The organism is Kitasatospora sp. NPDC058170 (assembly GCF_042883905.1).
Taxonomy (GTDB): Bacteria; Actinomycetota; Actinomycetes; order Streptomycetales; family Streptomycetaceae; genus Kitasatospora.
In genome coordinates this window covers 14840-39580 of the sequence record NZ_JBHVUV010000027.1, presented here as the reverse complement: position 1 = coordinate 39580, position 24741 = coordinate 14840, and the positions used below count along the sequence as shown (strand labels likewise).

21 protein-coding genes are annotated in these 24741 nt (G+C 74.3%); 14 read left to right on the top strand and 7 right to left on the bottom strand.

All coding sequences use genetic code 11. From position 1 onward, the window contains the following. The first annotated feature begins 70 nt into the window (after positions 1-70). On the top strand, positions 71-1243 hold the full coding sequence (locus tag ACFVVX_RS27940; RefSeq protein ID WP_387949446.1) for an aminotransferase class V-fold PLP-dependent enzyme: 1173 nt from the start codon (positions 71-73) through the stop codon (positions 1241-1243). 60 nt (positions 1244-1303) lie between these two features. On the opposite strand, the gene ACFVVX_RS27935 is transcribed toward ACFVVX_RS27940, so the two are convergent. Further along, positions 1304-1636 (bottom strand): ArsR/SmtB family transcription factor, encoded by a 333-nt coding sequence (locus ACFVVX_RS27935; RefSeq protein ID WP_387949444.1) that lies wholly within the window; start codon positions 1634-1636, stop codon positions 1304-1306. A 28-nt stretch (positions 1637-1664) separates the two neighbouring features. Continuing rightward, positions 1665-2042 carry a hypothetical protein gene (locus ACFVVX_RS27930; RefSeq protein WP_387949442.1) on the bottom strand — a complete coding sequence of 126 codons (378 nt, stop codon included), beginning with the start codon at positions 2040-2042 and terminating at the stop codon, positions 1665-1667. 243 nt (positions 2043-2285) lie between these two features. On the opposite strand from ACFVVX_RS27930, the gene ACFVVX_RS27925 reads away from it, so the two are divergent. From ACFVVX_RS27925 to ACFVVX_RS27915, 3 genes are all read left to right on the top strand, one after another. After that, on the top strand, positions 2286-5141 hold the full coding sequence (locus tag ACFVVX_RS27925) for a DEAD/DEAH box helicase (RefSeq protein WP_387949571.1): 2856 nt from the start codon (positions 2286-2288) through the stop codon (positions 5139-5141). Positions 5142-5301: 160 nt separating this feature from the next. After that, the gene (locus tag ACFVVX_RS27920) at positions 5302-6642 is read left to right on the top strand and encodes a radical SAM protein (RefSeq protein WP_387949440.1); all 1341 of its coding nucleotides are present in this window, start codon (positions 5302-5304) and stop codon (positions 6640-6642) included. Continuing rightward, positions 6639-7670 carry an aminotransferase class I/II-fold pyridoxal phosphate-dependent enzyme gene (locus ACFVVX_RS27915; protein ID WP_387949438.1) on the top strand — a complete coding sequence of 344 codons (1032 nt, stop codon included), beginning with the start codon at positions 6639-6641 and terminating at the stop codon, positions 7668-7670. The genes ACFVVX_RS27920 and ACFVVX_RS27915 overlap by 4 nt, the downstream gene beginning before the upstream one ends. A 99-nt stretch (positions 7671-7769) precedes the next feature. Here ACFVVX_RS27915 and ACFVVX_RS27910 read toward each other — a convergent pair whose 3' ends face one another. Continuing rightward, positions 7770-8717, bottom strand: coding sequence for a 5'-3' exonuclease H3TH domain-containing protein (locus ACFVVX_RS27910; RefSeq protein WP_387949436.1), 948 nt, complete (start codon positions 8715-8717; stop codon positions 7770-7772). A gap of 113 nt (positions 8718-8830) precedes the next feature. Next, positions 8831-9898, bottom strand: coding sequence for a cation diffusion facilitator family transporter (locus ACFVVX_RS27905; RefSeq protein ID WP_387949434.1), 1068 nt, complete (start codon positions 9896-9898; stop codon positions 8831-8833). Positions 9899-10284: 386 nt separating this feature from the next. On the opposite strand from ACFVVX_RS27905, the gene ACFVVX_RS27900 reads away from it, so the two are divergent. From ACFVVX_RS27900 to ACFVVX_RS27875, 6 genes are all read left to right on the top strand, one after another. Beyond that, positions 10285-11289, top strand: a complete 1005-nt coding sequence (locus ACFVVX_RS27900; RefSeq protein WP_387949432.1) for an acyl-ACP desaturase — start codon at positions 10285-10287, stop codon at positions 11287-11289. Next, the gene (locus ACFVVX_RS27895) at positions 11286-12191 is read left to right on the top strand and encodes a class I SAM-dependent methyltransferase (RefSeq protein WP_387949431.1); all 906 of its coding nucleotides are present in this window, start codon (positions 11286-11288) and stop codon (positions 12189-12191) included. Before ACFVVX_RS27900 ends, ACFVVX_RS27895 begins: the two co-directional genes overlap by 4 nt. 9 nt (positions 12192-12200) lie before the next feature. Continuing rightward, positions 12201-13655 (top strand): MFS transporter, encoded by a 1455-nt coding sequence (locus tag ACFVVX_RS27890; protein ID WP_387949430.1) that lies wholly within the window; start codon positions 12201-12203, stop codon positions 13653-13655. A gap of 69 nt (positions 13656-13724) precedes the next feature. After that, entirely contained in the window at positions 13725-13967 is a 243-nt protein-coding gene (locus tag ACFVVX_RS27885) for an acyl carrier protein (protein WP_387949429.1), read from the top strand. Then, positions 13964-15202 carry a beta-ketoacyl-[acyl-carrier-protein] synthase family protein gene (locus ACFVVX_RS27880; protein WP_387949428.1) on the top strand — a complete coding sequence of 413 codons (1239 nt, stop codon included), beginning with the start codon at positions 13964-13966 and terminating at the stop codon, positions 15200-15202. The genes ACFVVX_RS27885 and ACFVVX_RS27880 overlap by 4 nt, the downstream gene beginning before the upstream one ends. Positions 15203-15347: 145 nt before the next feature. Further along, complete coding sequence (locus ACFVVX_RS27875; RefSeq protein WP_387949426.1) at positions 15348-16163, top strand: SGNH/GDSL hydrolase family protein; 816 nt, start codon at positions 15348-15350, stop codon at positions 16161-16163. Positions 16164-16218: 55 nt separating this feature from the next. Here the strand turns inward: ACFVVX_RS27875 and ACFVVX_RS27870 are convergent, their stop codons facing one another. Next, positions 16219-16953: a gamma-glutamyl-gamma-aminobutyrate hydrolase family protein gene (locus ACFVVX_RS27870; protein WP_387949424.1), complete on the bottom strand. Its 735-nt coding sequence runs from the start codon at positions 16951-16953 to the stop codon at positions 16219-16221. A 155-nt stretch (positions 16954-17108) separates the two neighbouring features. On the opposite strand from ACFVVX_RS27870, the gene ACFVVX_RS27865 reads away from it, so the two are divergent. From ACFVVX_RS27865 to ACFVVX_RS27850, 4 genes are all read left to right on the top strand, one after another. Continuing rightward, positions 17109-18497, top strand: a complete 1389-nt coding sequence (locus ACFVVX_RS27865) for a glutamine synthetase family protein (RefSeq protein WP_387949423.1) — start codon at positions 17109-17111, stop codon at positions 18495-18497. A gap of 5 nt (positions 18498-18502) precedes the next feature. Continuing rightward, on the top strand, positions 18503-19876 hold the full coding sequence (locus ACFVVX_RS27860; RefSeq protein ID WP_387949421.1) for an aldehyde dehydrogenase family protein: 1374 nt from the start codon (positions 18503-18505) through the stop codon (positions 19874-19876). 22 nt (positions 19877-19898) lie between these two features. Beyond that, the gene (locus tag ACFVVX_RS27855) at positions 19899-20705 is read left to right on the top strand and encodes a 3-oxoacyl-ACP reductase (protein ID WP_387949419.1); all 807 of its coding nucleotides are present in this window, start codon (positions 19899-19901) and stop codon (positions 20703-20705) included. A gap of 133 nt (positions 20706-20838) precedes the next feature. After that, a complete protein-coding gene (locus ACFVVX_RS27850) occupies positions 20839-21993 on the top strand; it encodes a DUF2510 domain-containing protein (RefSeq protein ID WP_387949417.1) in 1155 nt (384 codons plus the stop codon). A 139-nt stretch (positions 21994-22132) separates the two neighbouring features. On the opposite strand, the gene ACFVVX_RS27845 is transcribed toward ACFVVX_RS27850, so the two are convergent. Both ACFVVX_RS27845 and ACFVVX_RS27840 read right to left on the bottom strand, forming a co-directional pair. Beyond that, complete coding sequence (locus tag ACFVVX_RS27845) at positions 22133-23056, bottom strand: lytic polysaccharide monooxygenase (protein WP_387949415.1); 924 nt, start codon at positions 23054-23056, stop codon at positions 22133-22135. A 346-nt stretch (positions 23057-23402) separates the two neighbouring features. Further along, positions 23403-24656, bottom strand: coding sequence for an amino acid deaminase/aldolase (locus ACFVVX_RS27840; RefSeq protein ID WP_387949413.1), 1254 nt, complete (start codon positions 24654-24656; stop codon positions 23403-23405). Positions 24657-24741: the final 85 nt, after the last annotated feature.

Sequence of the window (24741 nt, the reverse complement as noted above, 5' to 3'; positions counted from 1 at the left end):
GGTCTCCGCGGTGCGGGAGACTCACCAGTATTATGTCATGTGAAATGTCACACATCATGTCGGAGGAATCGTGATCGAGGACCTGCGGACCGTCGAGCCCCCGGCCCCGCTGCCGGGCACGGACGGTCTGTTCACGCTGGATCCGGCGGCGGTGCACCTCAACCACGGCTCGTTCGGCGCGGTCCCCGTCCCGGTGCAGCGGGTCCAGGAGCGGCTGCGGGAGGAGATGGAGCGCGACCCGGACGGCTTCTTCGCCGACCTGCCCGCACGGGTGGCCGCGGCCCGGACCGGGCTCGCCGCCGAACTCGGCGCGGACCCGGACCGGTCGGTGCTGGTCGGCAACGTCACCGAGGGCGTCGCCATCGCGCTGGACTCCGTCCCGCTGGCGGCCGGGGACCGGATCCTGCTCACCGACCACGGGTACGGCGCGGTCGAGCTGGCGGTGCGGCGGCGCGCGGCGGAGGCGGGCGCCGAGGTGCACGTCGTCCGGCTGCCGCTGGACGACCCGGGCGAGGACGCCGTCCGCGAGGCCGTCCTCGCCGGGGTGGACGGCCGGACCGTGCTGGCCGTCCTGGACCAGATCACCTCGGTCGGCGCCCGCGGGATCGCCACGCCCGCGCTGCTCGCCGCCCTGCGCGGGCGCGGGGTGGCCACCGTGGTGGACGGCGCCCACGCGCCCGGCGCGCTGGCCGACCCGATCGACGAGGCCGCCGACTTCTGGGTCGGCAACCTGCACAAGTGGGCCTTCGCCCCGCGGGCCACCGGCCTGCTCGCGGTCCGCCCGGAGTGGGCCGCCCGGGTCCGCCCGCTCGCGGTGTCCTGGGAGCACGCCCGGGGCTTCCCGGCCGCCGTCGAGTGGCGCGGCACGGTCGACTACACGCCGTGGCTGGCCGCCCCGGCCGGCTTCGAGGTGCTGCACGGGCTCGGCGCCGAGCGGGTGCGCGCGCACAACGACCGGCTCGCCGGGTACGGGCAGCGGGTGCTGGCCGAACGCGTCGGGCTCCGGCCGCTGCCGGGCCTGGCGGGCGTGCCGATGCGCGCGCTGCGGCTGCCGCCCGGGCAGGGCGAGACCGAGGCGGACGCCCGGGCGGTGATGGCCTGGCTGTGGAAGCGGGCGGCGGTACGAATCGCGGTGCGCCCCTGGGCGGGCGGCGGCGTGCTGCGGATCAGCGCGCAGCTGTACAACCGGCCGGACGAGTACGAGCGGCTGGCGGCGGCCCTGGCGGAGCTGCTGCGCGGCTGACGGGCTCCGGGCTCCGGGATGCCCGGCGTCGCGGACCCGACGCGACTTTGCAAACACGCCCTAGTCGGCGGCCGCCCGCAGCTCGGTGAGCAGCAGGTGCTGGTCGGCCAGGAGCACGGTCAGGATCCGCCGGGCCGCCCGGAGCAGGTCGGCGACGTCCCCGCCGGCCAGGGCGTACACCACCGTGCCGCCCTCCCGGGTGGCGGTGACGATGCCGGACCGGCGCAGCACCGCGAGCTGCTGGGAGAGGCTGGACGGTTCGACCTCCAGCTCGCCCAGCAGCTCGCGGACGGACGTCGGTCCGGCCTGCAGCAGCTCCAGCACCCGGATCCGGACGGGGTGGCCGAGCATCCGGAAGAACTCGGCCTTCGCCTGGTAAAGCGCTACCGCCACGACTCTCCCCTCCCTGGTGGCAGGCCGGTCAGATCTCCAGTGCCACTTCGATCCGCCTGAGCTGGTGGCGGGCCATGGCGAGGTTGGAGCGGCCGCGGTTGAGCGCCAGGAAGAGGAAGAGGCCGCGGCCGTTCTGCGTGGTGAGCGGGCGGACCAGGTGGTACTGGCTGGTCAGGCTGACCAGGATGTCCTCGATCTCGTTGTCGTGGAGGCTGAGCATCTCCATGGTCCGCATCTTGGCCCGGACCAGGTCGGTGTTGCCGGCGGCGGCGAGGTTGAGGTCCAGCTCGCCGGTGTCCCCGCCGAGGGTGCCGAGCGCCATGCCGCTGCCGTAGTCGACCAGGGCGACGCCGATCGCGCCGTCGATGCCCATGGCCTCCTTGAGGGACGTCTCCAGGTTCGCCATCGTCTTGCTCCTCCCGTGCGTGGTGGCTGTCGGACTCCGAATCTAGGGAGGGTCGCGGGCTTTCCACCGGGGATGACCGGAGACGTTCGAAGCCGGTGCGATCGTGATCACTTGAAGATGTTTGCAACTATGGATCTGAGAGAGAACTGATCTCGTCGCACGAAAAACGGTGCTATCGATGTCGGTCCTCCCGGGTAACCTCTCGCTGAGATGCGAGATCACACCAACCACACCCGGACGGCGATGAACACCCCTCAGCCCGAGCAGTCCGAAGACCAGGAGCTGAGCCCCGCCGAGGCGTACGCGGCCTTCCGCCGCAGGGCCAAGGAGCAGGCGACCGCCCTGTACGGCTTCCAGCAGCTGTACGACTTCCCGCTGGACGACTTCCAGCTGGAGGCCTGCCAGGCCCTGGAAGGCGGCTCGGGCGTCCTGGTCGCCGCCCCCACCGGCTCCGGCAAGACCATCGTGGGCGAGTTCGCGGTCCACCTCGCCCTCCAGAGTGGGCGCAAGTGCTTCTACACGACGCCGATCAAGGCCCTCTCCAACCAGAAGTACGGAGACCTGGTCAAGCGCTACGGCGCCGACAAGGTCGGCCTGCTCACCGGTGACAACAGTGTCAACGGCGACGCCCCCGTGGTGGTGATGACCACCGAGGTGCTGCGCAACATGCTCTACGCGGGCTCCAGCACCCTCAACGGCCTCGGCTACGTGGTCATGGACGAGGTGCACTACCTCGCCGACCGCTTCCGCGGCGCCGTCTGGGAGGAGGTCATCATCCACCTCCCCGAGTCCGTCACCCTCGTCTCGCTCTCCGCCACCGTCTCCAACGCCGAGGAGTTCGGCGACTGGCTGGACACCGTGCGCGGCGGCACCAAGGTGATCGTCTCCGAGGTCCGCCCGGTGCCGCTGTGGCAGCACGTGATGGCCGGCAACCGGATGTACGACCTGTTCGCCAACCCGGACCGCGACGGCCGGCCCAAGGACGCCCCGCGCAACCCGGCCAAGGCGGTCAACCCCGAGCTGGTCCGCCTCGCCCGCTCCGAGCTCGACCGCAACCCCCGCGACAAGTTCGGCCGCGGCCGCGGGCGGAGCATGCCCAACGGCCGCCCCGGCAAGGTCTGGACCCCGGGCCGGGTCGACGTCATCGACCGCCTGGACGCCGAGGGCCTGCTGCCCGCGATCACCTTCATCTTCAGCCGGGCCGGCTGCGAGGCCGCCGTGCAGCAGTGCCTCAGCTCCGGCCTGCGGCTCAACAAGGACGGCGACCGGGGCCGGGTCCGCGCCATCGTCGAGGAGCGCTGCGCCGACATCCCCGACGAGGACCTGCACGTCCTCGGCTACTTCGAGTGGCTGGACGGGCTGGAGCGCGGCATCGCCGCCCACCACGCCGGGATGCTGCCCCGCTTCAAGGAGGTGGTCGAGGAGCTCTTCGTGAAGGGCCTGGTCAAGGCCGTCTTCGCGACCGAGACCCTGGCGCTGGGCATCAACATGCCCGCCCGCTCGGTGGTCATGGAGAAGCTGGTCAAGTGGAACGGCGAGACCCACGCCGACATCACCCCCGGCGAGTACACCCAGCTCACCGGCCGGGCCGGGCGGCGCGGCATCGACATCGAGGGCCACGCCGTCGTGCTGTGGCAGCGCGGCCTCGACCCGGAGGCCCTGGCCGGCCTGGCCGGCACCCGCACCTACCCGCTGAAGTCCTCGTTCCGGCCGTCCTACAACATGGCCGTCAACCTGGTCTCCCAGTTCGGACGGCACCGCTCCCGCGAGCTCCTGGAGACGTCCTTCGCGCAGTTCCAGGCGGACCGCTCGGTGGTCGGCATCGCCCGCCAGGTCCAGCGCAACGAGGAGGGCCTGGACGGCTACCGCGAGTCCATGACCTGCCACCTCGGGGACTTCGACGAGTACATGGACCTGCGCCGCCGGCTCAAGGACCGGGAGAACGACCTCGCCCGCGAGGGCAGCAGCCAGCGCCGGGCCGAGGCCGTCGAGTCCATCGAGCAGCTCAAGCCGGGCGACGTCATCCACGTCCCCACCGGCAAGTTCGCCGGCCTCGCCCTCGTCCTCGACCCGGGCCTGCCGCCGGTCAGCCGCTCCCCGCGCGGCAACCCGCGCCACCCGGACTTCGCCGACGGCCCGCGCCCGGTGGTGCTGACCGCCGAGCGGCAGGTCAAGCGGCTCGCCATGATCGACTTCCCGCACCCGGTCGCCGCCGTCGAGCGGGTACGCATCCCCAAGTCCTTCAACCCGCGCAGCCCGCAGTCCCGGCGCGACCTGGCCTCGGCACTGCGGACCAAGGCCGGCCACCTGGAGCCCGAGCGGTTCCGCAAGGGCCGCGCGGCCGCCGCCGACGACCCGGAGATCAGCCGGCTGCGCGCCGAGCTGCGCCGGCACCCGTGCCACGGCTGCGACGAGCGCGAGGACCACGCCCGCTGGGCCGAGCGCTACCACCGGCTGCACCGCGACACCGAGCTGCTGGAGCGCCGGATGCGCTCCCGCACCCACACCATCGCCCGCACCTTCGACCGGGTCTGCGGGCTGCTCGCCGACCTCGGCTACCTCCAGGGCGACACCGTCACCGACGACGGCAAGCGGCTCGGCCGGCTCTACGGCGAGCTGGACCTGCTCGCCTCCGAGTGCATCCGCGAGGGCGTCTGGAGCGGCCTGGCCGCCGCCGAGCTGGCCGCCTGCGCCTCGGCGCTGGTCTACGAGGCCCGGCAGTCCGACGACGCCGCCGCCCCCCGCGTCCCGGAGGGCGGCGCCAAGGAGGCGCTCGGCAAGATGGTCCGGATCTGGGGCCACCTGGACGCCCTGGAGGAGCAGCACCGGATCAACACCGCCGAGGGCGTCGGCCAGCGCGAGCCGGACCTCGGCTTCGCCTGGGCGGCCTACCGCTGGGCGCTGGGCCACAGCCTGGACCAGGTGCTGCGCGACGCCGACATGCCGGCCGGCGACTTCGTCCGCTGGACGAAGCAGCTGATCGACGTCCTCGGCCAGATCCAGGACGCCGCCGGCGAGGACGCCGAACTGCGCAGGACCGCCCGCAAGGCGGTGGACGGCCTGCGCCGCGGCATCATCGCCTACTCCTCGGTGACCTGACCTGACCTGACCTGATCTGCCTGACCTGACGGCACGCCGGAGGGGCCCGTCACCACGACGGGCCCCTCCGGCGTGCCCCGGGTCGGGCGGGCCCTGTGGCGCACCCGGCGGGGGAGTACCGCCCGGACGGGCTCCGGACCCGTTCGTGCATGATGACGGGATGAACCGCACCGGCCAGCGCTTCCACGTCATCGTGCTGTCGAACTTCGCCAGGGGCTTCGACAAGTACGCGTTCGCCTACGGCAAGGCGGGGATCCCGGAGAGTACCCACCCCGACCGGTTCCACCTGCTGACCCGGGCGGAGCTGGGCATCGGCATAGGCAAGGCACGACGCCTGCTGGACCGCCTAAACATCACGGGCGACCGGCTGCTGGTGCTGGAAACCGCGGTGGACCCGGACACGCTGCTGCCCAACGTGTCGACCGGCCTCGGCGCGGAACTGCACGAGCCCCGCATCCGCTTGTCGGCCGTCCACGAACTCGACCAGGCGGGCGAGGACTTCACGCTGCGCCCGACAACCGTCGAGGACGTGATGGCGGATTCGCTGCAGCTGCACGGATCGGCCCGGCGCAGCTACACCGACCTGCGGCCGCGCTCGGTGTCGGTGCTGCCGGTCGCCTCCGCCTGCCAGGCCCGGTGTTCGTTCTGCTTCTCCGCGGCTTCGATCTCCACCGACCAGGCGCCGGCCCGGGTGCCGTGGGACGCGGTCGGCTCCTGGCTGGAGCGCGCCCGCGCGGCGGGCGCCGAGCGGGCGGTGATCACCGGCGGCGGGGAGCCCTCGCTCCTCCCGTTCGAACAGCAGCTGCGGCTGGTGTCCGCCTGCTCGGCGGCCTTCCCGAAGGTCGTCCTGATCACCAACGCGCACAACCTGGCCAAGGGCGGGCACGCCGACCGGGCCGACCGGCTGGCCGCCCTGGGCGCCGCGGGCCTGAGCGTGCTGGCGGTCTCCCGGCACCACCAGGACGACGACGTCAGCGAGCGGCTGATGACGCTGCGCACCCCGGTGGGCTCCGTGGCCGACACCTGGCGCGCGGAACGCGACCGCTGGCCGGGCCTGCGGCTGCGGCTGATCTGCGTGCTCCAGCACGGCGGCGTGGCCGATGAGGCCGGCGTGGCCGACTACCTCTCGTGGGCCGCGGCGCTCGGTGTCGAGGAGGTCTGCTTCAAGGAGCTCTACGTCTCCACCAGCACCGAGTCGCTCTACTTCGACCGCGCCGCCAACGTCTGGAGCCGGGAGCACCAGGTCCCGCTGTCCGTCGTCACCCGGTTCGCCGCCCGGCACGGCTTCGACCTGGAGAGCCGCCTGCCCTGGGGCGCACCGGTCCACCACGGCAGCTGGGACGGCCGGCCGATGCGGATCGCCGCCTACACCGAGCCCAGCCTGCTCTGGGAGCGCACCCACGGGATCGCCCGCAGCTGGAACGTCATGGCCGACGGACGCTGCTACGCCTCCCTGGAGGACCGGGCCAGCGAGATCCTGCCGGAAGGTGCAGCGGTATGAGGTTCGACGAGTTCCAGGAGTTCCGGCGGCGGCAACTCGGTGCGGCCCCGCCGCTCCTGGACGCCGCCGAGACCAACCTGTACCGGGCGCTCGCTCCGATGCGACCGGAAGCGCCGGCCGGCACGCACACGGTGTACCGCTGCGATCTCGCCCGCGCCTGGCTGCGGCGGTTCGAGCTGCCGCAGGAGTGGTCCCGCCACGCCATGGTCTGCCGGGGCGTCCGGCACGGACTCGGCGTGGTGTTCCGGTGGCTGCGCACCGTGCAGGCACGGCTGTGGCTGCCCGGCGACGTGTACCCGGTCTACTTCGACCTGGCCCGCGCCGCGGGCCTGGCGCCCGCGTCCTACCCGACGCTGCCGGCGCCGGCCCTGCCGACGTCGCCGGCGGACGACCGGCCCGAGTACCTGCTGCTCGCCAACCCCAGCAAGCCGCTCGGCCGGTACCTGTCCGAGGCCGAGTGCGACGCGGTGATCTCGTGGTTGCGGGAGTCGCCGCACCGCCACCTGCTGATCGACAGCGTCTACGAGCTGGGAGCCCCGTTCGCCGCCGGCACCCGGCGCCTGCTCGACACCGGTCGTGCGGTCCTGCTGCACTCGGTCACCAAGGGGTGGCTGTGGCCGCAGACGTTCGGCGTGGTGCTGCTCGGTCCGGCGCAGGCCGAACTGGCCGAAGCGTTCCGGGCGGATCCGCCGACGCCGGATCAGCTGAGGCTCGCCGACCGCCTGCTGACCGGGCACGGTGACCTGCCCCGGCTGGTCGTCGACGAACTGGCCGCGCGGGCCGAGCGGTTGTTCACACGGCTGCCGGACGAGGTGCTCGGGGCGATTCCCGCGGAGACCCGGACCTGCCCCGGCAACTACTTCTTCCCGGTCGGGATCCCGGCGCAGACGCTCCACCGCGAGTACGGCGTGCTCGCCGTGCCGGTCGGCGTGTTCGGCGAGAGCCGCTGGCCGGGGTCCGTCCTGACCAGCCTCGCCGACGCCTTCGGCCCGACGGCGGCGGACGAGGCCGAGTCGGGACCTCGGTAGCGCGACGACGGTAGGAAGCGCCGACGACAGTGACCGGACCTGAGGCCCGGGAGGTGCCGGGGAGCCCGCGCGGCGGAGTGCGCCGCGCGGGCTCCGTGCTCAGCGGGTGGCGGCGAGGGTTTCGAGGAGGCGGGTGAGGGAGGTGCCGAGGCCCCAGCGGGTGGAGAGCTCCTCCAGGGACATCGGGTCCAGCGGCTCGTGCGGCAGCGCCGGGTCGAAGTCCGGCAGCGGCGCGTCCTCGGCGACCCGCACCACCGTCGGCGCGACGTCCAGGTAGGCCCCGCCCTCGACGATGTTGCGGCGCCGGGCCGGGGTCAGCTTCGAGCCGATGTCCAGGGCGGCGGCCCGGATCGCGGCCAGGTCGCCGTACTCGTTGATCAGCTGGGCGGCCGTCTTCTCGCCGATGCCCTTGACGCCCGGCAGGCCGTCGCTCGGATCCCCGCGCAGCGCCGCCATGTCGGCGTACCGGGAGCCGGGCACGCCGTACTTCTCCATCAGCACGGCGTCATCGGTGACCTGCAGGTTCCCCATGCCCTTGACCGGGTAGAGGACGGTGATCCCGCGGGTGCCGTCCACCAGCTGGAACAGGTCGCGGTCCCCGGTGACGATCTGCACCGGGCCCGTGGCGCGGGCGGTCAGGGTGCCGATCACGTCGTCCGCCTCGTAGCCGGGGGAGCCGACCCGGGCGATGCCGAGCGCGTCCAGCACCTGCTCGATCACCGGGACCTGCGGGGCGAGGGTGTCCGGCACCTCCTCCTCGCCGTCCTCGGCCGCCTCGGCGACCCGGTGCGTCTTGTAGGAGGGCACCAGGTCGACCCGCCACTGCGGGCGCCAGTCGGCGTCCATGCAGGCGACCAGCTGGTCCGGGCGGTGGTCCTGGACCAGCCGGGTGATGAAGTCCAGCAGGCCCCGGACGGCGTTGACCGGCTCACCCTGCGGCGAGCGCAGGGTGTCCGGCACACCGTAGTAGGCCCGGAAGTAGAGGCTGGCGGAGTCGAGCAGCATCAGTCGCGGTGCGGTCACGGGTGCGGTCACGCCTCCGATCATGCCGTACGGGACGGACGTCGCGCCGGTCCGTTGCCCTGGCCGGTCCGCGCCCGTGGCTGTCCGGGCTGTCCTCGCCCCGTCCGCGGGTGCGCCGGTCCCGGTCCGGGGCGGGGTCAGTGCTCGTGCGGGCCGGCGCGGTGGACCGGGCCGTGCGAGTCGGCGCAGTGCTCGGGGCCGGTGTCCGTCGGCGCGGTGATCTGCAGCAGCCCGCCCGCGTCGTCCTCGCCGACGTGGTCCACCTGGAGGGTGCTGTGGGTGATCCCGTACTCGTCGGCCAGCCTGCGCTGGAGCCCGCGGCGCACCGCGTGGCAGTCGCCGCCCGGGGTGACCAGGATGTGCGCGGACAGGGCGGGCTGGTTGGAGGTGATCTCCCAGATGTGCAGGTCGTGGATCTCCTCCACCAGCGGCTGGGCGACCATCCGGTCCGCCACCGCGTCCGGGTCGATGCCCGCCGGCGCGGCCTCCAGGAAGATCCGCCCGGAGTCCCGGACCAGGCCGACGCCGGCCTTCAGCATCAGCGCGACCACGATCAGCGAGGCGATCGCGTCGGCCCGGGAGAAGCCGGTGGCCAGCATCACCGCACCGGCGACGGCGGTGGCGATGAACGCGTACAGGTCGGTCACCACGTGCTGGAAGGCGCCCTCGACGTTCAGCGAGCTGCGGTTCGCCCTGGACATGCACCAGGCGGCGGCCAGGTTGACCACGATCCCGACCAGCGCGGTGACCAGGACCAGCGAGCCGGCCACGTCGGGCGGGTCGATCAGCCGGGCGACCGCCTCGTAGCCGAGCCAGGCGGAGAGCACCAGCAGCGTCACGCCGTTGGCCTGGGCGGAGAGGATCTCGGCCCGCTTGAGCCCGTAGGTGTAGCCGCCCCTCGCCGGCCGGGCGGCCAGCCGCATCGCGACCAGCGCCAGCACGATCGAGGCGGCGTCGGTGAGCATGTGCGCGGCGTCCGAGATCAGCGCCAGCGACTCGGCGGCGAAGCCCACCACGACCTCGCCGGCCATGAACACCACGATCAGCGCGAGCGCGCTCAGCAGCCAGCGGCGGTCGGCGTCGGCGGCGACCCCGTGCGAGTGCCCGCCGTGCCCGCCGTGACCGTGCGCGCCGTGACCGCGGCCGCCGTGGGCGTGCCCGTGGTCATGCGCATGATCATCGTGGGAGTGCTCGTGCCCGGCCATCGAAGTCCTCTCCTGGACGCACGGGGGGTGGGGTAAGGGGCGCAACCGCCCTGCACCCGAAGTGAACCTCAGATCGGACAAAGATCCAAAGGCTGTACTGGTGACCGTTGTCGTTGCCGCCTGGCCCCCTTCGCTCGATCGGAGCACGCCCGTGGTGAGCAGGCGGGATACCGCCGGGCGCCGCCTCCTCAACGCCGCCGGCCTCGGTCAGGTCACCCCCGACCCTTCCCGTCCGACCCGGTCCGCTTCCGGTTCGGGTGCGGACCACCCGCTGCTTCCTTCCGGCCTCTTCCGCCCGCTTTTCGTCCACTTCGGGCTCATCGGCTGACCCGACCGGGTGACACCGGCTTGCGCGGTCACGCACGGCTGCGCAACGATCACCATCCGTGAAGATCACTACGGTGGGCACCGTCCACTGGCTGGCGGAACTGGAGCCGGTGGCCGAGGACTTGATGAATCGCCACCTCGGATCGGCGCGCGAGTGGTTCCCCCACCAGTACGTGCCCTGGAGCCTCGGCCGGGACTACGACGGCCCGCTCGACGGGGAGGCCTGGCACCCCGGGCAGTCCGCACTCGACCCGGCGGTGCGCTCCGCGCTGGTGGTCAACCTGCTCACCGAGGACAACCTCCCCGGCTACCACTGGACCATCGGCACCCAGACCTCCCGCGACGGCGCCTGGGGGGCCTGGCTGCACCGGTGGACCGCCGAGGAGGACCGGCACGCCACCTCCCTGCGGGCCTACCTGCACGCCACCCGCGCCGTCGACCCGATCGCCCTGGAACGCGCCCGGATGGCCCAGGTCGGCACCCCGGCCGACCCCCGGCCGACCGGCGTACTCGCCACCGTCGCCTACGCGGCCGTCCAGGAGCTCGCGACCCGGGTCAGCCACCGCAACACCGGCCGGCTCAGCGGCGACCCGGTCTGCGAACGGCTGCTCGCCCGGATCGCCCAGGACGAGAACCTGCACATGGTCTTCTACCGCGAACTGCTGCGCGCCGCGCTGGAGCTCGACCCCGACCAGGTGCTCGCCGTGCTGGCGGACACCGTGACCGACTTCGCGATGCCCGGCCAGGGCATGCCGGGCTTCGCCCGGATGGCCGCCGACGTGGCGGTGGCCGGCGTCTACGACCCGAGGATCCACCACGACGAGGTACTGGTCCCGGTGCTGCGCACCCTGCGGGTCTTCGAGCTGACCGGACTCGGACCGGTCGGCGAACAGGCCCGCGACCGGCTCGCCGGGCACCTGGAGCGCCTGGACGCCCGGGCCGCCCGCTTCGTCGAGCGCCGCGCCCAGGCCCTCGTGGTCCGCGCCCGCCGCGCCGCCCCCGCCACCGCTCCCGAGGTCACACCCCGGACCGGCGCGAGCGCACCCCGAACAGGAGAGGCATGACCATCACCACGGCCGGCACACCCGCCGCCGACATCGAGTACCACTACGACCTCGGCAACGACTTCTACGCACTGTGGCTCGACGAGACCCTGGCCTACACGGCCGCGAAGTGGGACGGCATCCCCCGCGACGAACCCGACGCCACCGCACTGCCCCGCGCCCAACGGGCCAAGCTGGACCACCACCTGGACCTGGTCGGCGCCGAGCCGGACGGCGGACTGCGCCTGCTCGACGTCGGCTGCGGCTGGGGCGCGATGCTGGAGCACGCCGTCCGCGGGCGCCGGGCCGCCGAGGCCACCGGGCTCACCATCTCGCGCGCCCAGCACGCCCACCTCGAGGCACGCGGCCTGCCGGGCGTCCGGGCCAGGCTGGAGAGCTGGGAGGACCACCGCCCCGAGCGCCCTTACGACGCGGTGGTCGCGATGGGCTCCTTCGAGCACTTCGCCACCGCGGAGATGGACCGCGCCGAGCGGCTCGGCGTCTACGCCCGGTACTTCGAGCAGTGCCACGGCTGGCTGCGCCCCGGCGGCCGGATGTCGCTGCAGACCATCGCCTACGACGGCGCGGCCGACGGCGGGGGCCCGCTGGGCGCCTTCGTCGGCAGCGACATCTTCCCCGGCGCCCGGCTGCCCCGGCTGAGCGAGATCGCCGCGGCCGCCGACCCGTACTTCTCGCCGACCGTCCTGCACGCCTCGGCCGAGGACTACGTCCGGACCCTCGCCTCCTGGTCGGCCCGGCTGCTGCGGGCCCGCACGGAGGCCGAGCGGCTGGTCGGCGAGGAGGGATTCCGCCGCTACCGCCGCTATCTGCGGGGCAGCGAGGTGACCTTCCTGCGCGGCGCCGCCACGCTGTACCGGATCGGCTTCCGGCGGCGCGACGAGCCGCTGCGGCTGCCGGTCTGAGGCCGGCGCGTGCCTCAGCGAAACGCGCCGGTGACCGGGCGGCGGGCGTGGGCGGCGGTGGCCGTGGTCTGCGCCGCGCTGTTCCTGATCGGCCTGGACTTCACCGTCCTGAACGTCGCGATCCCCGGGCTGCGCGAGGACCTCGGGCCGAGCCTGGCCGAGACCCAGTGGATCGTCGACGGCTACGCGCTCGCGCTCGGCGGCTGCGTGCTGGCCGCGGGCGCGCTCGGCGACCGCTACGGCCGGCGGCGGGCGTTCGGCCTCGGGCTCGCCCTGTGCGGGCTCGCCTCGGCCGCCGGTGCCACCGGCACCGGCGCGGCCCAGCTGATCGCCGCCCGCTGCGGGATGGGACTGGGCGCGGCGCTGTTCATGCCCGCCACGCTCTGCACCATCGTGCACGTGCTGCCCGATCCGGCGCAGCGGCGCCGGGCGATCGGCATCTGGGCGGCGGTGGCCGGGGTCGGCGCGCTGTTCGGGCCGGTCGCCGGCGGCTGGCTGGTCGACCGGTACGGCTGGCAGGCCGCGTTCTGGCTGAACGTCCCGGTCGTCGCGGCCGTCCTCGCCGCCGCGGCGGCCGTCCTGCCGGAGTCGCGCGACCCCGCCACCCGGCCGCTGGACTGGCCGGGTGCCCTGCTCTCCTGCGGCGGACTGCTCGCGCTGGTCTGGGCCTTCATCGAGGCGCCCGGACACGGCTGGACCAGCGCCGCCGTGCTCGCCGCGTTCGGCGCGGCGGCGCTGCTGCTCACCGGCCTCGTGCTGCGGCAACTGCGGTGCGCGGCGCCGATGGTGCCGGTCCGGCTGCTGCGCGGCGGCCCGGTCTGGCCCGCGACGCTGTCGCTGGCGCTGATGTCCTTCGCCATGTTCGGCGCGATGTTCCTGCTGACGCTCTACCTCCAGCAGGTGCGCGGCCTGTCCGCCTGGCAGGCCGGCGTCCGGATGGTCCCGCTGTCGCTGGGGCTGGCGGCGGGCGCCGTCCTCGGGCCGGTGGTGGCCCGGCGGTGCGGCGCCCGGGTGCCGGCGGCCGGCGGACAGCTGCTGATCGCCGCGGGCTTCGTCCAGCTGGCCAGGCTGGGCACCGACTCGGGGGACCTCCCGGTGCTGGCCTTCGAGGCGGTGGCCGGCTTCGGCGCCGGACTGCTGGCGCCGGTCGCCACCGAACTGGTGATGAGCGCGGTGCCCGAGGCCATGGCCGGTGTCGGCTCGGCGCTCAACGACGCGACCCGGCAGGTCGGTTCGACGCTGGGGGTGGCGGTGCTCGGCTCGGTCCTGGCCACCGCGCTGGGCGGCGCGAGCGGCGGGTCGGACCCGCGGAGCGCCTTCACCGACGGGCTCGCCGACGCCTCCTGGGTCGGCGGGGGAGCCGCCCTGCTCGCGGCCCTGCTCGCCTGGTCCCGCCTGCCGGGCCGCGACCCGGCGGCCGCCGCCCTGCCCGCCCTGCCCGTTCTCGGCCCCGAACCCGACTGACCCCCGCGTTCCCCGCCCCTGCCCCGCGACCTCCGTCCTCCGCTTCCTCCGTCATCGAAAGGCCTCTCCGTGTCCGAGACCTACACCATCCTGCGCGACTGCCTCGTCCAGGAGTTCGACGTCGCCCCCGAGCGGGTCGGCCCGGCCGCCACCCTGGCCTCGCTGGAGCTGGACAGCCTGGCCCTGGTCGAGCTCTCCCTGCTGGTGGAGGAGCGGATCGGCGTCACGGTGACCGACATCCGGCCCGACGGCACCCTCGGCGAGCTGGCCGCCTTCGCCGACGGGGACCTGGCCGCCGGAGCAGCGCGGTGACGGTGCGCCAGGCCGCCGGGAAGGCGGTCGCGGTCACCGGACTCGGGATGGTCACCCCTGCCGGGTTCGGCGCGGCGGCCACCTGGGAGCGGTTCTGCGACGGGCGTCCGACGGCCCGGCACGACCCGGCCCTGGCCGGACTGAACGTCGACTTCTCCTGCCGTGTCGACGCGTACGACGCGCCCGCGCTGCTCGGCGGCCGACTCGCCCGGCGGCTCGACCGGTTCGCCCAACTCGCCGTCCTGGCCGCCCGGGAGGCGGTCGCGGACGCCCGGCTCGACCCGGCCGGGTGGGACGGCACCCGGGTCGGCGTGGTGCTCGGCGTGAGCGCCAACAGCGTCGAGCACTACCGGGTGGAGTACGCCCGGATGGACGAGGGCCGGCCCGACCGGGTCTCGCCGCTGATGCTTCCGCGGAGCATCCCCAACATGGCGGCCGGGGAGGTCGGCCTGGACCTCGGGGTGCTCGGCCCCAGCCTGGTCACCAGTACCGCCTGCGCCTCCGGCACCACCGCGCTCGGCCTGGCCTGCGGGCTGATCCGGGCCGGCTCCTGCGACGTGGTGCTGGCCGGCGGCACGGACAGCCCGCGCTCGCCCATGGTGGCGACGGCCTTCGACCGCCTCGGCGCGCTCTCCCGGCGCCGGCACGACCCGGTCGGCGCCTCCCGCCCGTTCGACGCCGACCGGGACGGCTTCGTCCTCGGCGAGGGCGCGGGAGTCCTGGTCCTGGAGCGGGTGGACCACGCCCGGGCGCGCGGAGTGCGCCCGCGCGCCTACCTGGCGGGCCACGGCTCCGCCGCCGACGCCTACCACTTCACCGCGCCCCGCCCGGACGGCGACGGCCTGGCCCGGGCCGTCGAGGCCGCGCTGGCCGACGCCGGACTGGCGCCGCACGAGATCGGCCACGTCAACGCACACGGCACCGGTACCGCGCTGAACGACCCGGCGGAGGCGGCGGCGCTGCACCGGGTATTCCACCGCCCGCCACCGGTCACCGCCAACAAGAGCGTGATCGGCCACACCATGGGCGCGGCCGGCGCCATCGAGGCCGCGCTGACCGTCCTCACCCTGCAGCACGGGCTGATCCCGCCGACCGCCAACCTCGACCGGATGGACGGGGCGATCGACCTGGACGTGGTCACCAAGGTGCCGCGCCCGCTCGACGTCCGGGCCGCCGTCTCGGTGTCCAGCGGCTTCGGCGGCCAGAACGCGGCCGTCGTCCTGACCGCCGCCTGAACCCCGCCGACCCGTCCGCCGTCCCCGCCCGTCCGCCGGCCCCGTCCCGTCCGCCCGCCCCCGCCCGTCCGCCGGCCCCGTCCCGTCCGCCCGCCCCCGCCCGTCCCCGTCCGCCCGTCCCCCGCGCCCGATCCGGAGTTCCACCATGACCGCCCCGACCGCCCCGCCGGACACCCGTCCGGCCGGGGCCGGCCCCCGCTCCCGCCGCGCCGGCGGCCCGTTCGGCCGGATCCGGCTCGCCGCCGCCCGGCTCTACAGCCGCCTGCTGATGCACCGCCCGCCCGCCGACTGGTCCGTGCCGGTCGCCGACGGGCGGTACGGACCGGCCCGGCCGGCCGACGACCGGCCGCTGACCCTGCTGATGCTGGGCGACTCGCTCGCCCAGAGCCTCGGCGCCGGGCGGCGCGAGGAGACCATGGGCGCCCGCCTCGCCGAAGCCCTCGGCGAGGGGCTCGGCCGGCCGGTGGACCTGCGGGTGCTCGCCCGGGTGGGCGCCACCACCGCCGGCCTCCAGTGGCAGACGGTCCGCGCGGCCAGGCTGCGGCCCGGCATCGCGGTGCTGATCGTCGGCGGCAACGACGCCCTGCTGCCGATCCCGCTCGGCCGCTCCGCACGGCGGTTCGCCCACCTGGTGCGGGCCCTGCGCGAGACCGGCTGGCAGCTGGTCGTGGTGCCCTGCCCCAACCCCGGGTACGGGCCCGGCTTCCGGGCGCCGGTCCGCTGGGCGGGCGCCCGCCGCTCCCGGCGCCTGGCCCGCCTGCAGACCCGCGCGGCCGAGCGGGTCGGCGCCGTCCTGGCCCCCTCCGCCGGGACGGACTTCCGCGACCGGGCCGACGAACTCCTCGGCCCGGACGGCGTCCACCCCTCCCCGCGCGGGTACGCGGAGCACGCCGAGCGGATGCTGCCGAGCCTCCTCGCGGCAGCCCGGCAGTCCGCCCACCCCGACCCGGTGACGCCGTAGCCCGTCCCGGCCGTCGGCCGCCACGCGACAACTCAGGCTCACCCGGAGGGAATTGCTAGCCGGGCACCGCCTCCAGCGGCACCGACCGGGCCGCCGTCGCCGCCCGTACCAGCGCCTGCATCACCCGCAGGTCCTCGCCCTGCTCCGGGTGCCACTGCACGCCCAGCGTGAAGCCCGGCCCCTCCACCGACTCGATGGTGCCGTCCGGCGCGTACGCGCCCACCCGCAGGCCGGCGCCCAGCCGGTCCACCGCCTGGTGGTGGAAGGTCGGCACGGTCAGCTCGCTCTCCGGCAGCAGCCCGCCGAGCAGCGTCCCGGGCACCGGCCGCACGGTGTGCTCCCCGTACCTGCCGGGCGAGCCGCCGTGCACGTCCGGACTGACCACGTCCGGCAGGTGCTGCACCAACGAGCCGCCGCAGACCACGTTCAGCACCTGCATGCCCCGGCAGATGCCCAGCAGCGGGATGCCCGCCGCCAGCGCCGCCCGGATCAGTGCCGACTCCCAGTGGTCCCGCTCCGGTGAGTCCACCTCGGTGCGGGGGTGCGGCGGCTGCCCGTAGTACGCCGGGTCCATGTCCGGTCCGCCCGCGATGACCAGGGCGTCCAACCGGGCGAGCACCTCCGGCGCGCGTTCCGCGGCGTCCGGCGGCAACAGCACCGCGATCCCGCCCGCATCCCGTACGTATGCGGTGTACCGCTCGGGTACCAGCGCCACCCGGCGGTCCCGCCAGTCGCTCCAACTCGCGTCCACCACGTAGGTGCTGACGCCGATGAAAGGCCTGCGATCCATGGCGGGCATTCTCCTCCCGCACCGCCCGTTCCCTCGTCAATCACGCATATCGGCGCGCCACACCCGTCCGCCCTCTTCCGTGCCGTCCGGGCCAGGCCGTACGGTTCGCTGTGACCGATCGATCTCGCTGAGTGATCGAGGAGGAGGGTTCCGCCATGCCCGACAACACCCCCGGTGCCGCCGCGCCGCCGCGCCCGCCGCTCACCCTGGACCAGCTGCGCGCCCTGGTCGACACCGGCGAGATCCACACCGTCGCACTCGCCTTCACCGACATGCAGGGCCGCCTCCAGGGCAAGCGCTTCGCCGCCCGCTTCTTCCTCGACGAGGTCGCCGAGAACGGCGCCGAGGCCTGCGACTACCTGCTCGCCGTCGACATCGACCTCAACACCGTCGACGGCTACGCCCTCTCCTCCTGGGAGACCGGGTACGGCGACTTCGCCATGCGCCCCGACCTCGCCACCCTGCGGCTCACCCCCTGGCAGCCCGGCACCGCCCAGGTCACCGCCGACCTCGCCCGGCACGGCGGCCGCCCCGTCGCCGCCGCGCCCCGGCAGCTGCTGCGCCGCCAGATCGAACGCCTCGCGGAGTACGGCCTCGCCGCCGACATCGGCACCGAACTGGAGTTCCTGGTCTTCCGCGACACCTACGAACAGGCCTGGCTCGGCGGCTACCGCGGCCTCACCCCGGCGAACCAGTACAACGTCGACTACTCGCTGCTCGGCACCGCCCGGGTCGAACCGCTGCTCGCCCGGATCCGCAACGAGATGGCCGGCGCCGGGCTCGTCGTGGAGTCCGCCAAGGGCGAGTGCAACCTCGGCCAGCACGAGATCGCGTTCCGCTACACCGACGCCCTCACCACCTGCGACCAGCACAGCGTCTACAAGACCGGCGCCAAGGAGATCGCCGCCCAACAGGGCTGCGCACTCACCTTCATGGCCAAGTACGACGAGCGCGAGGGCAACAGCTGCCACATCCACCTGTCGCTGCGCGACGCCGTGGGCGCCCCCGCCTTCGCCGGCCGCGACGGGCGGATGACCGACACCATGCGGCACTTCCTCGCCGGACAGCTCCTCGCGCTGCGCGAGTTCAGCCTGCTCTACGCGCCGAACATCAACTCCTACAAGCGCTACCGGCCCGGCTCCTTCGCCCCGACCGCCGTCGCCTGGGGCCGCGACAACCGCACCTGCGCCTACCGCGTGGTCGGCCACGGCCCCGGCCTGCGGATGGAGAACCGCGTCCCCGGCGGAGACGTCAACCCGTACCTCGCGGTGGCCGGCATGATCGCCGCCGGGCTGCACGGCCTCCAGCAGAAACTCGACCTGCCCGCCCCCTGCCTCGGCAACGCCTACGCCGTCGACGAGTACGCCCGGGTCCCCGCCACCCTGCGCGAGGCCGCCGACCTCTGGGAGCGCAGCGACCTCGCCCGCGCCGCCTTCGGCACCGACGTGGTCGACCACTACCTGAACATGGCGCGGGTCGAACAGGCCGCCTACGACGGCGCCATCACCGACTGGGAGCGCTACCGATCCTTCGAGCGGATGTGAGCACCATGCCCGAGCCCACCGGCGGCGCCACCGACGTCCTCGACCCCACCACCGGCGCCGTCCTCGCCACCGTTCCCGACACCACCCCCGAGCGGCTCGACGCCGCCGTCCAGCGCGCGCTCAAGGCCCAGCAGGGCTGGGCCGCCCTCGCCCCCGGCGACCGGGCCCGGCTGCTGCGCCGCTTCGCCGACCAGGTCGACGTGCACATCCCCGAACTCGCCGCACTGGAGGTGAGCGAGGCCGGCCACACCGTCGGCAACGCCCGCTGGGAGGCCGGCAACGTCCGCGACCTGCTGGAGTACGCCGCCGGGGGAGTGGAGCGGCTCACCGGGCGGCAGATCCCGGTGGCCGGCGGCCTGGACGTCACCTTCCACGAGCCCGTCGGCCTGGTCGGCGTGATCGCCCCCTGGAACTTCCCGATGCCGATCGCCGCCTGGGGCTTCGCCCCGGCCCTCGCGGCGGGCAACGCGGTGCTGCTCAAGCCCGCCGAGGCGACCCCACTCACCGCCCTGCGGCTGGCCGAACTCGCCCTCGCCGCCGGGCTGCCCGAGGGCCTGTTCCAGGTCGTCCCCGGCGCCGGCGGCACCACCGGGCGGGCCCTGGTCGACCACCCGGCGGTCCGCAAGATCGTCTTCACCGGCTCGACCGTGGTCGGCAAGGAGGTCGCCGCCCGCTGCGCCGCCCGCGCCAAGCGGGTCACCCTCGAACTCGGCGGCAAGAGCCCCAGCATCGTCTTCGCCGACGCCGACCTCGCCCGCGCCGCCGACCCGATGTCCTTCCTCGACAACAGCGGCCAGGACTGCTGCGCGCGCAGCCGGATCCTGGTGCAGCGCGAGGCCGTGGACGACTTCCTCGCCCTGCTGCTGCCCGCCGTCGAGGCCGTCCGCACGGGGGACCCGGCCGACCCCGACACCCGGCTCGGGCCGCTGATCTCCGCCGCCCAGGTCCGCCGGGTCGCCTCCTACGTCACCCCCGACCTGCCCGTGCTCGCCCGCGGTGCGGTGCCCGAGGGCCCCGGCTTCTGGTACCCGCCGACCGTCCTCGCCCCCGCCGACCCGGGCGTGCCGGCCGTCACCGAGGAGATCTTCGGCCCGGTCGCCGTCGTGCTGCCCTTCGAGGACGAGGCGGACGCCCTGCGGCTCGCCAACGCCACCCGCTACGGGCTCTCCGGATCGATCTGGACCCGCGACCTGGGCCGGGCGCTGCGGCTGGCCCGGGGCGTGGCCGCGGGCAACCTGTCCGTCAACTCGCACTCCTCGGTGCGGTACTGGACGCCCTTCGGCGGCTTCGGGGAGTCCGGCATCGGCCGTGAGCTGGGGCCGGACGCGCTGCGCCACTTCACCGAGACCAAGAACGTCTTCATCCACACCGAGCCCTAGGGTCCGAGGAGTAGGAGCCCCCATGACCGAGAAGCCAGCCGCGACCGCGAAGGACGCTCCGGTCTGCCGGCGACTGGTCGGCCGCACGGCCGTGATCACCGGTGCGGGCAGCGGCATCGGCCTGGCCGCCGCCCGCCGGCTGGCCTCCGAGGGGGCCCGGGTGGTCTGCGCCGACCTCGACGAGAAGACCGGCAAGGCGGCCGCCGCCGAGGTCGGCGGCCTCTTCGTGCACACCGACGTCACCGACCCGTACATGGTCGAGGCGCTGTTCGACGAGGCCTACGAGACCTACGGCAGCGTGGACGTGGCCTTCAACAACGCCGGGATCTCGCCGCCGGAGGACGACTCCATCCTGACCACCGACCTGGCGGCCTGGCGCAGGGTCCAGGAGGTCAACCTGACCTCCGTCTACCTGTGCTGCAAGGCGGCGCTGCCGTACATGCGGCGGCACGGGCGCGGCTCGATCATCAACACCGCCAGCTTCGTGGCCAGGATGGGCGCGGCCACCTCGCAGATCTCGTACACCGCCTCCAAGGGCGGGGTGCTGGCGATGTCGCGGGAGCTGGGCGTGCAGTTCGCCCGGGAGGGCATCCGGGTCAACGCCCTGTCGCCCGGGCCGGTGGACACCCCGCTGCTGCGGGAGCTGTTCGCCAAGGACCCGGAGCGGGCGGCGCGCCGCCTGGTGCACATCCCGCTGGGCCGCTTCGCCCGGCCGGAGGAGATCGCGGCCGCCGTCGCGTTCCTGGCGAGCGACGACTCGTCCTTCATCACGGCGGGCGAGTTCCTGGTCGACGGCGGCATCGCGGGGGCCTACGTCACCCCGTTGTAGGCCCGTTGCAGGCCCTGTTGCAGGCCGTGTTGCAGGCCCGCCCGGGGGTTCTCACCGGAATCTCATGGAAAACACCGGGAATTCGGGGCCGCGCTGATATCGCGTTTATCCGGCTCCCTTTAGATTCTCTTTCGTGAGCGAGCAGATCCCCGCCGGGTGGTACCCGGACCCCAAGGACACCGGCGGCGACCCGAGGCCGCAGCGCTGGTGGGACGGCAACGGCTGGACGGCCAGCACCCGGCCCGCACCCTCGGACGCCCCGCCGCCCCAGGCCGCGGCGGCTCCGGGGCCGGAGACGGCCGCCGAGACCACCGTGCTGGAGGGGGAGGTGCTGGGCAGCGGGCCGACGGTCCGCTACCCGGAGCCGCCCCCCTTCGGCGCCGCCTACGGCACGGCCGCGCCGCAGCCGCCGAAGCCCCGGCGCAAGCCCTCCACGGCGGTCGTGGCGGCCGCCGTGGCGGCCGTGCTCGGGCTGGGCGTCGGCTCCGGCGTGACCTACCTGGCGATGGACCACGACGGGGAGCGGGGCTCGCACCGGGCCGTTCCGCAGCCCGCTCCGCGCGGCGGGGACGGCCCCTGGGGCGGCCTGCCCGACTTCGGCGGCGGTGGTGACGACGGCGGTGGCAACGGGAACGGCGGCGGCAACGGCAACGGCAACGGCGGCGGGAACGGCGGCAAGGGCGGGAACGGCGGCAAGGGCGGCGGCAACGGAGGCTCCGGGGACGGCAAGCAGGCCGGCAGCGGGACCGCCGCCGACCTGGTCAACCGGATCACCCTGCCCGTCCCCTCCGGCTGGGAGGGCGGCACCACCAGCGACGGCTACGCCGCGCTCAGCATCGGCTCCTACAAGTGCGAGGGCGCGACCGGCGCCGCCGCCCAGTGCTCGCTCGGCGGTGCCAACACCAACCGGATCGCCGGCGCCGGCAGCGACGTCCAGGCGGCCGCCAAGGCCGACATCGACAAGGCGGCCAAGGAGTCCTACAGCGAGATCAACTCCCATGAGGAGCTGAAGTCCGAGGCGGTCAAGGTCGACGGCCGCGACGGCTACCTGGTCCGCTGGAAGGTCGACGCGGTGAAGGGCAACGACGGCTACGTCCAGACCGTGGTCTTCCCGTCCGCCGACGGCAAGAACCTGGTCGCCGTCCACCTCGGCTTCGACATCGCCGACAAGGCGCCCGACGTCGCCGTGATGGACACGATCGTCAAGGGCATCGCCGACTACACCGGCAAGATCCCCGCCTTCCCCGGCGGCGGCCCGGGCGGAGCCGACGGCGGCGCCAACACCTGACCGGCCCCGCGCTGCTCACGCACGGCGGCCCACCCGGATTCCGGGTGGGCCGCCGTCATGGTCGGGCTCGATGCGGGGGCATCGGCCGGGGCCGGACCGCACGGGGGTCGGTCAACGGCCCGGTCCCGGCCTCCGGCGGTCAGGCGTCGCGTCGAACAGCCTCGATACGACGACGCCGGAGAACCATGCCGGCCCAGCCGACGCTGATCGCGGCGGCGCCGCTCAGCAGCAGCGGACCGGTGGCCGAGGTGCCGACGGCGGCGTTGGCGGTCGGAACGACCGCGCCGGCCGGCTCGTTGGCGTTGCCGCCGTGCCCGTTGTGGGACACGGTGGACTTGGACTGGCCCGCGGTGATCTGCTGCTCGCTCGGCGCGGCGGGCGCGTCGGCGGCGGCGAGGGCCGAGACCGGCTGCCCGGCGGTGGCCGCCTTGCCGAAGTCGACGTCCGAGCAGCTGTAGAAGGCCTCCGGGCTGTCGGTGCGCTGCCACACCGTGTAGAGCAGCTGGCGGCCGGTGCGCTGCGGCAGCGTGCCGGTGTAGTTGTAGTAGCCGTCCGCGGCGGTCCGGCTGGTCGGGACCACCGCGACCGGGGTCGGCTCCAGGTCGGACCACTTCAGCGGTTTGGTCGGGTCCCAGCTCTGCTTGGTGATGTAGACCGTCTGGTTGCCCTGGTGCGGCGCGGTGACGCGGAACTTGAAGTTGAAGGAGCCCGAACTCACCGGGGTGGCCGGCCAGTCGGCCCGCGGCAGGTCGAGCGCCTTGTACTTGTCCCGGTTCGCCGAGCAGAGCTTGCCGTCCGGGATCAGCGCCTGGTGGTGGCCGTCCGCGTTGGCGATGTTGACCTCGTTCCAGTCGTACAGCGGCTGGGTGCCGCTCAGCGCCACGAGGTCCTTGCACACCTGGGACTTGGGGTTCTCCGGGCCCTCGGCGTAGCAGGCCGCGACCCGGCTCACCGGGTTGGTCATGGTGCCGTGGGCGCTGGCCGTACCGGCGGTGGAGGCCGCCACGGCGAGGAACGCGGCGCCGAGGACGCCGACGGAGAGGGCACTTCGCTTGAAGGACATGGGGTGGGGACTCCTTGACCGTCGTCCGGGCCGAGAGTGTGGGGGAGTGGACACGTCTGCCCGAGGGGCCGCCGGCCCGGCACTCTGACCCCCGGCTGAGCGTATGATTGGACTAGACCAGCTGGCAATAGCCCGATGTGGCGTACTTTTTGACGGACTGTAGCCGTACGTGCAGCGCAAAGGCCCGACAGGACACCCGAGTTAGGTGTCCCATCGGGCCTTTTTAAGGCCTGGCTAAGCTCGCCGCCGCGAGGTCCGCGGAACCGGTCGTCCAACCCCGGTGAGTGCCCGACGACTTGGGGTCGGGCCGGTCCGCCGGGAGGCCCGCACCTGCGCGCGGCCGCCCTCAGAGGAAGGTCTGGCCCTCGCCCCGGTAGGTCGGGACGCTGCGCACCACCCGGTCGCCCTCGATCAGGTGCAGCTCGGGGAAGCGCTCGCACAGCTCGCCGGCCTTGGCGTGCCGGAACCAGACCCGGTCGCCGATCAGCAGGTCGTCGGCGGCCGCGCCGAGCAGCGGCGTCTGCACCTCGCCGGCGCCCTCCATCGGGTCGTAGCGCAGCCCCTGCGGCAGGTACGGCACCGGCGAGCGGTCCGGTCCGGCCGCGCCGGAGGCCGGGTAGCCGCCGCCGAGCACCGTCACCACGCCGAGGCCGGGCCGGCGCACCACCGGCTGGCCGAACAGCGCGGCCGGGCGGCCCCGGAACGAGCGGTAGTGGTCGAACAGCTGCGGGAGGTACAGCCCGGAGCCGGCCGCCACCTCGGTCACCGCGCGCTCGGCCACGGTCGACTCGACGCTTCCGGTTCCGCCGCCGTTGACGAACTCCAGGTCGGCGACCCGCCGCAGCCGCCGCACCGCCGCCGCACGGCGCTCGGCCAGTTCGGCCCGCGCCCTGGCCTGCATCAGCCGGATCATCCGCGAGCGCACCGGCCGCCCGGGCACGATGTCGCCGACCCCGGCGATGTGCCCCTCGTACGCCATCAGCCCGACCACCCGGAACCCCGGGCGGCGCTGCACCAGTTCGGCGAAGGCGCCGAGGTCCTCGGGCGCGTGCAGCGGTGAGCGCCGGGCGCCGACCCGGACCCGCCCGCCGAACAGCCGCAGCGCGGTGTCCAGTTCCAGGCAGACCCGGATCTCGGCGGTGCCGGTCCTGGCCCGGTCGATCAGGTCCAGCTGGGCCGGGTCGTCCAGCAGCACGGTGACGGCGCCGGCCAGGGCCGGATCGGCGGTGAGCTCGGCGAAGCCGGCCCGGTCGGCGGAGGGGTACGCGAGCAGGATGTCGGTGAACCCCTGGCGGGCCAGCCAGAGCGACTCGGCGAGGGTGAAGCTCATCACCCCGGCGAAGCCGTCCGTCGCCAGCACCCGCTCCAGCAGCGCCCGGCACCGCACCGACTTGCTGGCCACCCGCACCGGCTTGCCTCCGGCCCGCCGCACCAGGTCCGCGGCGTTGGCGTCGAAGGCCTCCAGGTCGACCACGGCCACCGGCCCGTCCAGCCCCGCGGTGGCCCGGTCGTACCGCGCCCGGTCGGCACTCGGCGAGGCCCCGGTGAAGGCGGACGCGGCGGTTCGGGCGGTGCGGGCGGCGAGTTCGGGCGTGGCCATGCGCGCAGACTGCCACACCGCCACTACCGGTGGGTAGGGGCGCGACGCGACCGGCCCCGGACGGGCCCGGACGGCCGGACCGGGC